The organism is Alphaproteobacteria bacterium (assembly GCA_018063245.1).
Lineage (GTDB): Bacteria > Pseudomonadota > Alphaproteobacteria > JAGPBS01 > JAGPBS01 > JAGPBS01.
Window position 1 is genome coordinate 12,664 of record JAGPBS010000003.1, and the last position, 13,142, is coordinate 25,805.

10 protein-coding genes are annotated in these 13,142 nt (G+C 39.5%); 6 read left to right on the plus strand and 4 right to left on the minus strand.

The features are described 5' to 3' along the window. Positions 1-9: 9 nt before the first annotated feature. The 4 genes from mgtE to KBF71_00620 form a co-directional block, all read right to left on the minus strand. Positions 10-1,359, minus strand: a complete 1,350-nt coding sequence (gene mgtE, locus KBF71_00605) for a magnesium transporter (protein MBP9876820.1) — start codon at positions 1,357-1,359, stop codon at positions 10-12. A gap of 107 nt (positions 1,360-1,466) precedes the next feature. Beyond that, on the minus strand, positions 1,467-3,758 hold the full coding sequence (locus KBF71_00610; GenBank protein ID MBP9876821.1) for an NADP-dependent malic enzyme: 2,292 nt from the start codon (positions 3,756-3,758) through the stop codon (positions 1,467-1,469). A 62-nt stretch (positions 3,759-3,820) separates the two neighbouring features. Then, positions 3,821-5,128 carry a cell division protein FtsA gene (gene ftsA, locus KBF71_00615; protein MBP9876822.1) on the minus strand — a complete coding sequence of 436 codons (1,308 nt, stop codon included), beginning with the start codon at positions 5,126-5,128 and terminating at the stop codon, positions 3,821-3,823. Positions 5,129-5,137: 9 nt separating this feature from the next. Continuing rightward, positions 5,138-5,977, minus strand: coding sequence for a cell division protein FtsQ/DivIB (locus tag KBF71_00620; GenBank protein ID MBP9876823.1), 840 nt, complete (start codon positions 5,975-5,977; stop codon positions 5,138-5,140). A gap of 176 nt (positions 5,978-6,153) precedes the next feature. Between KBF71_00620 and KBF71_00625 the strand changes: the two genes are divergently transcribed. The 6 genes from KBF71_00625 (at position 6,154) to gcvT (ending at position 13,126) form a co-directional block, all read left to right on the plus strand. Next, positions 6,154-8,934: a hybrid sensor histidine kinase/response regulator gene (locus KBF71_00625; GenBank protein ID MBP9876824.1), complete on the plus strand. Its 2,781-nt coding sequence runs from the start codon at positions 6,154-6,156 to the stop codon at positions 8,932-8,934. Next, the gene (locus KBF71_00630; protein ID MBP9876825.1) at positions 8,931-9,434 is read left to right on the plus strand and encodes a chemotaxis protein CheW; all 504 of its coding nucleotides are present in this window, start codon (positions 8,931-8,933) and stop codon (positions 9,432-9,434) included. The genes KBF71_00625 and KBF71_00630 overlap by 4 nt, the downstream gene beginning before the upstream one ends. A 79-nt stretch (positions 9,435-9,513) precedes the next feature. Further along, positions 9,514-9,879, plus strand: coding sequence for a response regulator (locus KBF71_00635; GenBank protein ID MBP9876826.1), 366 nt, complete (start codon positions 9,514-9,516; stop codon positions 9,877-9,879). A gap of 13 nt (positions 9,880-9,892) precedes the next feature. Then, a complete protein-coding gene (gene cheB / locus KBF71_00640) occupies positions 9,893-11,062 on the plus strand; it encodes a chemotaxis-specific protein-glutamate methyltransferase CheB (protein ID MBP9876827.1) in 1,170 nt (389 codons plus the stop codon). 25 nt (positions 11,063-11,087) lie between these two features. Further along, on the plus strand, positions 11,088-11,924 hold the full coding sequence (locus KBF71_00645) for a protein-glutamate O-methyltransferase (protein MBP9876828.1): 837 nt from the start codon (positions 11,088-11,090) through the stop codon (positions 11,922-11,924). 35 nt (positions 11,925-11,959) lie between these two features. Beyond that, complete coding sequence (gcvT, locus tag KBF71_00650) at positions 11,960-13,126, plus strand: glycine cleavage system aminomethyltransferase GcvT (GenBank protein ID MBP9876829.1); 1,167 nt, start codon at positions 11,960-11,962, stop codon at positions 13,124-13,126. Positions 13,127-13,142: the final 16 nt, after the last annotated feature.

Genomic DNA, 13,142 nt, shown 5'->3' on the forward strand with positions numbered 1-13,142 from the left:
GAAAAGGGTTTAGTGAACCATGAGTAAGGTTGCAAGGCCAAGGAAGAGGAAAAATCCGAGGACATCTGTGGTTGTTGTTAAGATCGGTGCTGCAGTCACCGCAGGATCTATTTTAAGGCGAGCTAAGATGAGTGGAATCATGATGCCTGCAAGGCCTGCCCAGAGAAGGTTAAGGCCAATGGCAGTTGCGAGAATGCCACCAACTAAGAAATTATGGAACCAGAGTGTTGCAAGCGATCCTGCAATGGTTGCAAAAACGAGACCATTAATGAGCGCGATGGTCAGTTCTTTGAGGATGATTTTTTTCACATTATTGGGCCGAATGTCTCTTGTGGCAATCGCTCTGACTGTCACTGTTACAACCTGGATTCCCGCATTACCACCCATGGATGTCACAATGGGCATCAATACAGCCAAGATGACGGCTTCATTGATTGTGCCTTTGAAATGATTGATCACGATCGATGATAGGATGGTATTTGCAAGAAGGAGCAATAGCCAGCGAATGCGATTGAATGCTGTTAGAAAAGTATTGGCGTGAAAGTCAACAGAACCCATACCAACGGCACTTAGGAAATCTTCCTCTGCTTCTTCATCGATAACATCGACGATGTCATCAACGGTGATCACTCCGATGAGTCTTTCAGCATCATCTACAACAGGAGCAGAGATCAAATTATAGTGACGGAAAAGGTATGCAACATCCTCTTGATCCTCATCAAAACGGATCTTGTGGACATCGGGCATAATTAAATCGCGCAGGATAACTTTATTATGTGATTTTAAAAGATGGCTGATGGGGATATAGCCTAAAATTTTATGAGACGGATCAATGATAAAGACACTGTAGAAGTCCTCAGGAAGTGTGTCATCTTTTCGGATATAAGCGAATAATTCTTCAATAGTCCAAAATTCAGGAGCTGCAACAAATTCACGTTGCATTAAGCGTCCCGCGCTGTCCTCTGGGAAAGTCAATCCTTCTTCAACAACCTGCCGAGATGCCATAGGAAGATAGCTAATAATCTCTTCTTTTGCAGATTCATTTAAATCTTCAACAAGTTCGATTGCATCATCTGAATCGAGTCTTGCAACTGATTCAGCAATGTCTCTTGGTGATAAGATTGCCACAAGTTGATCTTTGACCGATGGATCAAGATAGGTGAGAATCTCTGCATCAAAAGTGGGAGCCATATAGTCAGCTAAAAGCTTTCTGTTTTCGGCTGAGAGCTGAATGAACAGATCTGCAATATCGGCGCTATGAAGATCAGATAAAGCTTTTTGAAGCGCATCGTAGTCTCGATGTTCGATCCACTGATTGAATTGTGTTAAAAGAGCAACAGTAATAGCAGTCCCTGTCAAAGAATCAGTCTTTGATTTAGTGTCGTTGTTTGATGATTGGTGGGACTTACGAATCACAGATATTGCTCACATTTAAGTTTGATTTTAACAGATCATAGCAGAAAGATTCAAGATTGGCCAGAAGACATTGAGGCAAGTCTCTGTGCATCAACAACAGCAAGGGCGCTCATATTGATGATACCTCTGACTGTCACTGAAGGCGTTAAGATATGAACAGGTTTTGATACGCCTAAAAGCATCGGACCGATTGAGAGAGAATTATCGATACTTTTCATGAGATTGTAACAGATATTCGCTGCAGATAAGTTTGGCATGATCAGCAAATTTGCACGACCTGTCAATGTAGAATTTGGAAAGATATGGCTGCGAATATCAGGATCGAGGGCTGCATCTGCGTGCATTTCACCATCAATCTCAAGATCAGGAGCTCTGTCACGGATTTTGCGGAGAGCTTGTCTCATTTTTTCAGCATCACTATCATCATGTGTCCCGAAGCTTGAATGTGATAAGAGAGCAACTTTTGGCGTGATGCCAAAGCGACAAACTTCATCAGCCGCAAGACAAGTCATTTCAACAATATCATCGACTGTTGGATCTGGGTTTACATAAGTATCACAGATAAAATACGTGCCACTTGGCATGATAACAGCATTCATGGCAGCTGATTTTTGAATGCCAGGCGTAAGGCCTAAAATATCTACCACATTATGTAAGTAACGTTGATAGCGGCCTATGGAATTTGCAATCATGGCATCAGCTTCACCTCGATGAACCATGAGGGCTGCGATAACAGATGTATTTGTTCTGACAGCTTTTTTGGCCATTTCAGGAGAGACACCTTTGCGTTCCATAACATGCTGATAATCACGCCAATAGAGTGGATAACGTGGATCATCTTCAGGATCACAAAGTTCAAAATGAACATTTTGCTCGAGACGAAGATTGAGACGCTTGATGCGCGTATCAACAACTGATTTACGTCCAATTAGAATGGGTTTTGCTAAATGATCATCAACAAGGACTTGAACAGCACGAAGAACGCGTTCATCCTCACCTTCGGAAAAGACAAGGCGTTTTGGATCATTACGGGCGCTTGCAAAAATAGGTCGCATGACGAGGCTAGAGCGAAACACAAATTCAATCAATTTATTTTCATAGGCCTTAAAGTCATCGATTTTTTTTGTGGCGACGCCTGAATCGATTGCTGCTTTCGCAACGGCAGGGGCAATTTTAGAAATGAGTCTTGGATCAAAAGGTTTAGGAATGAGATAATCTGCTCCAAAGGCTAAAGAATCATTCCCATAAGCACGTGCAACGATATCAGATGTTTCTGCTTTGGCAAGATCAGAGAGCGCTTTGACACAAGCAATTTTCATCTCTTCATTGATTGTTGTTGCGCCGACATCTAAAGCCCCTCTGAAGATGAAAGGAAAGCAGAGAACATTATTTACCTGGTTCGGGAAATCAGTGCGTCCTGTTGCAATAATGGCATCAGGGCGTACTTTTTTGGCTTCATCTGGATGAATTTCGGGTGTTGGATTTGCGAGCGCGAAAATGATAGGCTTATCTGTCATTTTTTTGATCATGTCTGGTTTTAAAACACCGCCAGCAGAGAGACCTAGGAAGATATCGGCGCCATCAAGAACTTCAGCAAGAGACCTTGCTTTTGTTTCTTGCGCATATTGTTCTTTGATCGGATCCATCAATTTGGTGCGTCCTTTATAAACAACACCTTCAATGTCGGTTACAAAAATATTTTCAATCGGCAGGCCTATTTTGACCAAAAGACCAAGGCAAGAGAGAGCTGCTGCTCCTGCGCCAGAGGTCACAAGTTTCACTTTATCAATTTTTTTACCTGCAACTTCAAGAGCATTTTTCATCGCGGCTGCGACAATAATGGCTGTACCGTGCTGATCATCATGGAAGACAGGAATTTTGAGCCTTTCCCTGAGTTTTTCTTCAACAATGAAACACTCGGGTGCTTTGATATCTTCCAGATTAATTCCGCCGAAAGTTGGTTCAAGAGACGCAATAATCTCGACGAGTTTATATGGGTCTTCTTCCTTGATTTCAATATCGAACACATTGATGCCAGAGAAAGATTTGAACAAAACGCCTTTGCCTTCCATGACTGGTTTTGAGGCGAGAGGACCAATATTGCCAAGTCCAAGAACGGCGGTCCCATTTGTGATAACGCCAACCAAATTGCCGCGTGCTGTATATTCCGATGCTTGACTTGGATCGGCTGCAATTTCTTCACAAGCATAGGCAACGCCTGGTGAATAGGCAAGCGAGAGATCATGCTGATTTGCAAGTGGTTTTGTTGCAATCACTTCAATTTTGCCCGCTGGCGCTGAGCGGTGATAATCAAGAGCTTCTTGTTTAAAATCTTGTGGCATGGTTGAACCTATATAACGATTTGATATATGAAATAGAATGCGTGAATTAGATGAAAAAGGTCTTAAAAATTATCCTGAAGCCAGCGTCCAAATTTTTTGAAGACGCTTTGTGATTGATCTTTTGTGAGTTGAAATTGGGCAAAATCTTGTACGTCTTTGTTCATGTAGAGTAAAATACCTGTTGCGCAAGCAAATGAAGGATTGTTGCCATAATGAGATAGACCTTGAAGAGGAAAGGGTGTTCCGAGGCGTAATTGTCCAGGAAAGAATTTCTCAGCAAGTTCAGTAATGCCCGGGAGCTGACTTGCGCCCCCAGTGAGAACAATGCGGTTACCCGTTAAATGGTGATAGTTTGACTGGTAAATGGCATCGCTCACCATTTCAAAAATTTCTTCCATACGAGCGCGGATAATCTGATGCAGAAGATTTTTTGGTAATGCACGTGTGATTGCTTTGACTTGCTCGCCGATTAAAGGCACATCAATGAAATCATCATCTCCTGATACATGTAGTGCGTGTCCGTAGAGAATTTTTAAGCGCTCAGCATCAAAGAGTGACGTATTTAAGCCGCGTGCGATATCATTGGTGATGTCTTGGCCGCCGAGTGGAACGGTGACCGAATACAAAGGACGATTTTGGTAGAATAGGATGATAGAGGTTGTTTCAGCGCCCATATCGATGAGGGTTGTCCCAATTTGCATTTCATCATCCTGAAGGCAGGAAAAACCAGAAGCGACAGAAGATTTGATAAAGCCTTGAGGGTCAATATGACAATTGTTCAAGCAGTTCTGAATATTTTTTAAAAGAGATTGCCTTGCTGTGAGGGTGTAGAACTCAATATCAAGCTTTTCGCCAATCATGCCGCGAGGATCGACCACACGTATATGACCATCGAGCGTATATTGAATTGGTTGAGAGTGAATAAGGATTTCTCCTTTTTCGGGCAATTGAATCTGGATTTCTTTTGCAATCGCTGACAGATCATCAGAGTGAATAGGTTGGTTAGGTAGATCTGTTTCGATAATGACGTTTTGAGAGCGATCTGCATTGCCGCCAAGTCCGACATAGACTGAACTGAGCACTTCATCAGCCATTTTTTCGGCGGCTTGAATGGCTTGTCCTATAACATAAGATGCTTTTTGAAGATCAGCAATTTGTCCGCGATGGATACCTGCAGAGGCATTATGGCCAATGCCAATGACTTTTAGGCCATTCGTTTCGGTTGGCTTGGCAATAATACAAGCTATTTTCTGTGAGCCAATATCGAGAGCAGCTAAAAGGTTTTGTCCCGAATTTTTATGATAAATTTTTTGGAAGATTGCCATGGGTTGAAAAGGGTTTAAAATGATGTTTGAGATGAAAGTCCTCATAAAGGATTTTCATATTCTTTTATCTTTATCAGATTTTGGAACAAAAAGGGTGTTTTTTTCGATGCGAAGGATAATTTTATTTGGTTGCCTTAAATCAATTGTTTCAATGTTTCGGTTAAATAAGTCTTTTGATTGGTCTAATCTTTCAATAAGAGCAAGGTGTTTCCCTGAATCTTTCTCAGGGAGTTTGATTTCAATACCGTTTCCCAGATAAATGTTCCAACGTCTATTTCCAATCCAAGAAGCTGAAACAACCTTGTTTAATAATTCAGGAAAATGGCTTAGATCATTCAGTAAGAGGTCCGCATGTGTTGGTGCATCTTTCCCTGCAAAGATGATAAGATTTGACCATTCAGTTAAGTTTGTTTCTTGCAGTGTATTTCCTTCAGCATCGATGATAAAGAGCTTGTGATCAGATTGCCATTTGGCACGAGGCATTCTTTCTTGGAGTTTAATGACAAGTTCATGAGGAAATTTCTTTTGTATGATGCTTTTTCGGACCCATGGGAGGCTTTCGAGTTTCTCATTAATTTTTTGTGCGGAGAGTGTTAAAAGGTTTAGATCCTCATCTTTGAGTTGATTTTGAATGTCTTCTAAAGGGGTGAATTCACGATTTAAGATTGTCATTTTATGTGTTTCAAAGTGAGGCACAATATGTGTTTCATAAATATTGAGCGTCTCATTTTCTAGCGTATTTTCAAAAGATGACCACATGTGTTTGGCTGAATCTCTGTATAAAAAGAGAGCAGTTGCGCAAAGGCTGATGATAAAGGTCAATAGAAGAAGACAGGTCTTTATCCAGTTTGTTTTTTTGATCCCTGACGGGTTATTTATTTTTATTCTTGTCATGGTCGTTTTAAGGAACCTCTGATTTTAAAAAGTCACGAATGTAAATTGCTGACTTAAGCTAACACAGTGCATTTTAAGTCAAAAGTAACTTTTTATCTATAGTGTAAAGAAAGCATAGCATAACTTTTTTTAATCGCTCTATCAAGACATAATGCGTGATACATAAGGACAGTCCGATGGATGATTTGTTGAACGAGTTTTTAACTGAAACAAATGAGGGTTTAGCTCTATTAGATACCGAAATTGTACGCTTTGAACAGAATCCAAATGACCCTGAGCTATTGGGTAATATTTTTAGAATTATGCATACAATAAAAGGAACCTGCGGGTTTCTAGGGCTTCCTCGTTTAGAGGCTGTTGCTCATGCTTCAGAGAATATATTGGGAAAGTTTCGTGATGGTCAGATTCCGGTAACAGCAGCAGCTGTTACATTGATTTTAGAATCAATAGATAAGATTAAACATATCCTTGAAGTGATAGAGCAAACTGAGCAAGAACCAGAAATAGATAATTCACAATTTATCGCTCAATTAAATGCGATGGCTAAAAGTGAAGATGGTCAAGCTCCTTCATCGGATATGCAAAATATAACAAAAGCGAAACAAAAGCTTAGATTAACAGCTGAAGACATTCAAGAAAGAGTGCGTACAACAGGACAAGAGCCTTCATTAGAAGAGCTTGATGCTATGTTTGAAAATAAAGCGGAGTCTGAAGAAGATGAAGACGAGGCCATTCAGATGCAACAAGATGATGCTTTTGTTGGTCATGTAAATGAAAAACCAGGAATTGAAGCGATACAAGAGGCTTTTGCACAGCAAAATGCACAAAAGGTTGTTTCTCAGGCTGTATCTTCTTTAGGGAATAATGAAGAGCGTTTTGAAAAAGGTGGTGTGCAGCAGACGATCCGGGTTAATGTTGAACATCTAGAAAATTTGATGACTGTTGTGAGTGAATTGGTTCTCACAAGAAATCAGTTATTACAAATTTTGCGAGATCAGGGAGATACTCGCTTTTCAGCGCCATTACAAAGATTGAATCATGTTACAGCCGAATTACAAGAAGGCGTTATGAAAACCAGAATGCAACCGATTGGAAATGCTTGGGCAAAATTGCCGCGAATCGTTCGGGATTTGTCGGTTGATTTGAAAAAGAAAATTGACTTGAAAATGCTCGGTGCAGAAACAGAACTTGATCGTCAAGTTCTTGAGCTCATCAAAGATCCATTAACCCATATGGTTCGGAACTCTGGAGATCATGGAATTGAAACGCCAGAGGAACGTCGTAAGGTTGGTAAAAACGAAACAGGTCAGATTATTTTAAATGCCTACCATGAGGGCGGGCATATTATGATTGAAATTAAAGATGATGGTCGGGGGCTTAATATTGAGCGAATTAAGCAAAAGGCTCTAGAGAATAATCTTGCAACGGCTGACGAAATTGCAGGAATGTCAGATCAACAAATTTATCAATTTATATTCAAAGCAGGGTTTTCAACAGCTGCTGTTGTTACAAATATATCAGGTCGTGGTGTTGGAATGGACGTGGTGCGCAGTAACATCGAAAAAATTGGTGGAACAATTGAACTTCGCTCTACGCCAGGCAAAGGATCCGGATTTTTCATTAAGATCCCACTGACGCTTGCAATTGTTTCTGCTTTGATTGTTGAAGCTGGGAAAGAGAAATTTGCTGTCCCTCAAATTAGCGTTTTAGAACTTGTTCGTGCATCGAAAAATTCAGAGCACCGCATTGAAAGAATTAATGATGTTCCGGTTTTACGTTTGAGAAACAGGCTCTTGCCTCTTGTGTCTTTAAGAAATCTGTTGCAGTTGAATGAGGAGAGCAATCAGCAAGAACAATATAATGATAGATCAATTTTTGAAGATGCTTTTATCATTGTGACTAAGGTTGGTTCAAATAGTTTTGGTATTATTGTTGATCGTGTTTATGACACAGAAGAGATTGTTGTGAAGCCAGTGTCTCCAATTTTGCGCGATATTGATATGTTCTCAGGCAACACAATTCTTGGAGACGGGAGCGTTATCATGATTCTTGACCCAAATGGTATTGCTGCCGCAATTGGAACGTGTGATACAAGTCACGACTCAGCTGTTGCTGAAGATGAAAAACAAGATGCGAGTGAAAATCACAAAATTGCAATTCTGCTTTTTAAAGGAAATGACCAGGTACCTAAAGCTGTCCCACTTGCTTTAATAGCAAGATTAGAAGATGTTCTTGTCAATAAAATTGAAACGTCAAATGGGAAATTGGTTGTGCAGTACAGAGGACATTTAATGCCTTTAGTCAAGATAAGAGAAGATCTAGATCTGACATCTCGATCGCATTTTCCTGTTTTGGTTTTTTCAGAAAATCAAAGAAATATGGGGCTGATTGTAGAAGATATTCTCGATATTGTTGATGAAGAATTACAGATTGAGCTCACAGATCGCAAACCGGGCATTATGGGTAGTTGCATTATAAGTGGAAAAGCAACCGATGTTTTGGATACGAGTTATTATTTGCTTCAATCATATCCAGATTGGTTTGGGTCAGAGAATCAAGAAATGGACGCAGAAGCTGGTAAAAAAATATTGCTTGTTGATGATAGTCGGTTTTATCAAAATTTGATTGGTCCTGTTCTAAATCTTGCTGGATTTAAGGTTGTGACAGTTGATAGCCCTACAAAAGCTTTAGATTTATGTGAGCGAGGATATCAGTTTGATGTTATCGTGAGTGACATTGAGATGCCTGGTATGAATGGGTTTGAATTTGCAGAAGCAGTCAAAAATGAAAAAAATTGGGCTGATACACCCGTTATCGCCTTGTCTTCACATTCTTCACCAAAAGATTTGGCTAAAGGCCGGAAGGTTGGTTTTTCTGATTATGTTGCAAAAAATGACAGTGAAGCTTTGTTAAAAAGTTTGACCTCAATTATGTTTCAAGTAAAGGAGGCGGTATGACAAATCATAGATTGCTGCAGACAAGTTATGATGACGAAAGTGCAATTCATCGCTCTTCAGAAGTGTTTGTGACTCTCAAAATTGACAATCAGTTGTTCGGAATTCCTATATTGCAAGTTCAAGATGTTTTATCGGAGCAAAAAATAACAAAGATTCCCCTTGCTCCTAAAGAAATAGCTGGCGCTTTGAATCTTAGAGGAAGAATTGTAACAGCAATTGATGTGAGAACAAGACTTAATTTACCAAAGCGTGAGGCTGGTGAGAACAAGAAATCGATGAGTGTGGTGATTGATTATAATGGTGAGCTCTATAGTTTAATTGTTGATACAGTTGGGGAAGTCTTGAATCTTTATGAAGATGATCATGAGAAAAATCCATCAACCTTAGATCCTGTATGGGCGAGTGTGGCGCATAGTGTTTATCGATTAAATGATCAATTGTTGGTTGTTCTTGATGTGAGGAAAATGCTGAATCTTGATAAGGCATCCCAGATTGAGTGATAAAATAATATAAAGTATACAATTCGGAAATATAATTCAGAGTATAATAAGAATAATATTTGAAATGAAAGGATAAAAAATGAAATCTTGTTTGGTCGTTGATGATAGCAAAGTGGTTCGAAAAGTTGCCAGGAGAATTCTTGAAGAACTCTCATTTGAATGTTCAGAGGCAGAAGATGGCGAAGAAGCTTTAGCACAGTGCAAGCAAAAAATGCCTGATGCGATTTTGCTTGATTGGAATATGCCAAAAATGTCAGGAATTGAGTTCTTAGAGAAGCTAAGAGGACTTGAGAATGGTGCAGATCCTAAAGTTATTTTCTGTACAACAGAGAATGACTTTTCTTTCATTCAAAAAGCTTTGAGTGCCGGTGCGAATGAATATATCATGAAGCCCTTTGATAGTGAAATCATAGAAAATAAGTTCGCTCAAGTTGGACTTGTGTGAGGAAGGTCTGGTAATGATTAGCCTGAATCAGCAAGCGCCAGATATAAAAGAAAAAAAGTCAAGCCTCGCGTATAAGGTTATGGTGGTTGACGATAGTGCTTTGCTGGTTGGCCTTATTAAAAAGAAATTGGTTGCAGATCCTTTGATTGATATCGTGGCAACGGCATCAAATGGAGAGTCTGCGATTCGTCGGCTAACTGAATTTCCTGATATTGAAATTGTTATTTTAGATATTGAAATGCCAATCCTTGATGGGATAAGTGCTATTCCAAGATTGCTAGAGAAGAAGCCCGATCTTAAAATTATTATGTCGTCTACTTTGACAAAGAGGAATGCTGAAATTTCTCTGAGTGCTTTAAAAGCGGGAGCATCAGATTACATTGCAAAGCCTCAAACACGAGAAGATGGGCAGCAGGATGATTCATTTTTTAGGGACCTTATCTATAAAGTCAAGACATTTGGGGCTCAATATAGGCGGTCTCAAAACCTTCCTCTTCCAGAGTCAGAAGAGGTGAAAAAATCAGGGATAGATTCCACGATTCCGAAGAACGTTTATTCTCTCGGTAAATCTATTGAGCCAATTATATTGCGAAAAATGCCGACAGTTTTTTTTCCAAAAGTTGTATCCATCGGGAGTTCAACAGGTGGACCACAAGCTTTGATGACAATTTTGCCTCATCTAAAAGGTATTGGTATGCCAATTGTTATTACGCAGCATATGCCGTCAACATTTACAATGATTCTCGCAGAACATATTTGTAAAAATATAGGATTAGAGTGCAAAGAGGCTCAAGAAGGAGATCTTGTTGAAGCAGGTAAAGTCTATCTTGCTCCGGGAGATTATCACATGGGCTTTAAGAAAACAGCCTCAGGGCAATTTCAAGTCGCATTGAGCAATGGTCCTCAGATTAATTATTGCAGGCCTGCGGTTGATTATATGTTACAAAGTTTGAGAGAGTGTGTTGAGCCTAAATCTATTATGACAATTATTTTAACCGGAATGGGTCAGGACGGTATGCTTGAATCTAAAGCTATTGCAGATCAAGGTGGAATTGTCATCGCACAAGATGAAAAAACGAGTGTTGTATGGGGAATGCCGGGGGCAGTTGCTGCTATTGGTGCTTGTCATGCAATTGAACCTTTGGAAAACATAGGCAAAGTTGCCAGAAAATTGATTGGATGATCTTAAATGGTAAGGAAAATATAAGATGCATATAGATGATTTTAACCTCTTCGCAGATTTATTGAAGCAACGGTCAGGTCTATTGCTCACAACAGATAAATCATATCTGCTGGAATCACGGCTTACGCCTGTTGCCCGGAAATGGAATCTGAAAGGGCTAGAAGATTTGGCTCTGAAGGTTAGAAATAATGATTTAGGTGTGATTAATGATATCGTTGAGGGAATGACAACCAATGAATCAACTTTCTTTAGAGATACAAAACCATTTGAGCAATTTAAAACGATTCTATTGCCGCAATATATGAAATCACGCAGTGCTCAAAAGAAAATTAGAATTTGGTGTGCAGCTTGTTCTTCTGGTCAAGAACCATATTCTTTAGCCATGATTCTAGATGAAATGAAAAGCACGCTTATGGGTTGGAAAGTTGATATTATCGCAACTGATCTATCCAAAGAAATGATTGAAAAAGCAAAGGAAGGTATGTATACCCAATTTGAAGTTCAAAGAGGCCTGCCAATTACTCATTTGGTCAAATATTTTGAGCAAAAAGGAGATAGATGGCAAATCAAACCAGAGCTCCGTCAGATGGTACAGTATAATACTTTTAATTTGCTAAATGACTATGGTTCATTGGGAAATTTCGATATTATATTTTGTCGTAATGTGTTGATTTATTTTGATGCTGCCTTGAAAAAAACAATCTTAAATAAAGCCTTCAAGATAATGCCGCCTGATGGCACTCTTTATCTAGGAGGTGCTGAAACAGTCATAGGTGTGACTTCTGAATTTAAGCCTGTTGAAGGACATCGTGGTATGTATGTAAAAGCAGAAAGTGTCGTGAGCCTTCAAAAAAGTGCTTAATTAACTGGCTTATGAACTTTTTAAATGAAAGATAAATGATTATGAATCAGGCGCAATCCCAACAAACACCATTCTTACAAAAAATTCCTCTCCATTATTTTCACTTAGATCACGGAGCGAAAATGCTTTCTTTTGGTGGATTTGAAATGCCTCTTCACTATGAGGATGGTATTGTTAAAGAGCACCAGCATGTTCGTGAAAAAGTTGGATTATTTGATGTGTCACATATGGGGCAAGCTTTGGTGCTTCCTGCAGCTGATGTGGAAGATGAAACAGCTCATATCACTGCATTTGATAGACTTGTTCCCACAGATATTATCAATATGGAAATTGGGAAATCAAAGTATAGTGCTTTGCTGAATGAGCATGGTGGAATCGTAGATGATCTTATTATTACCAAGATAAATGATATGTTGGGTCTAGAGCTTTTGTATATTGTTGTGAACGCTTCACAAAAGAATGTCGATTTTATGTTGATTGAAGAAGCGCTTGGTGAGAATGGACAGCTTGAGATATTGCATAATCGTTGCCTTTTTGCGCTGCAAGGTCCCCTTGCAGAACGGGTGATGAAGGCCGTTTTACCAGAAGCAGCAGAACTGGCCTTTATGGCAGGATCAGGATTTGACCTGAATGGTGTTGAAGTATTTATTACGCGGACGGGTTATACAGGTGAAGACGGTTTTGAAATATCTGTTGCAGAGCCTTATGGGCAAGAGATTATGGAACTCTTTCTTGATGAAAAAGATGTAAAATTGATAGGTCTTGGCGCAAGAGATAGTTTGCGTTTAGAAGCCGCATTGCCGCTCTATGGTCAAGATATGGACGAAGAGATGAATCCATATGAGGCCAATATTTCATTTATCGTGAATCAAAAAAAATGTGCAGCGCGTGCTTTTACAGGTTGGAAGGCATTAGAGAACAAAAATTGTGAATATAAAAGAATTGGTTTTGTTTTAGATGGACGCTTGCCAGCAAGAACCGGCGCTATTATTTACAACGACAAGAAAGAAAAAATAGGCCTTGTGACAAGTGGTACCTTTAGTCCAACACTGCAAAAGCCAATTGCAATGGGATATGTTGATGTTGCTTCGATTCCAAAAAATAATACAGTCCTTATTGAAGTGCGAGAGAAAATGCTTCATGCTGATATTGTTGAAATGCCTTTCGTAAGTCATAAATATAAGAAGCAAAAATTCAACTGATTGAATCAATTAGGAT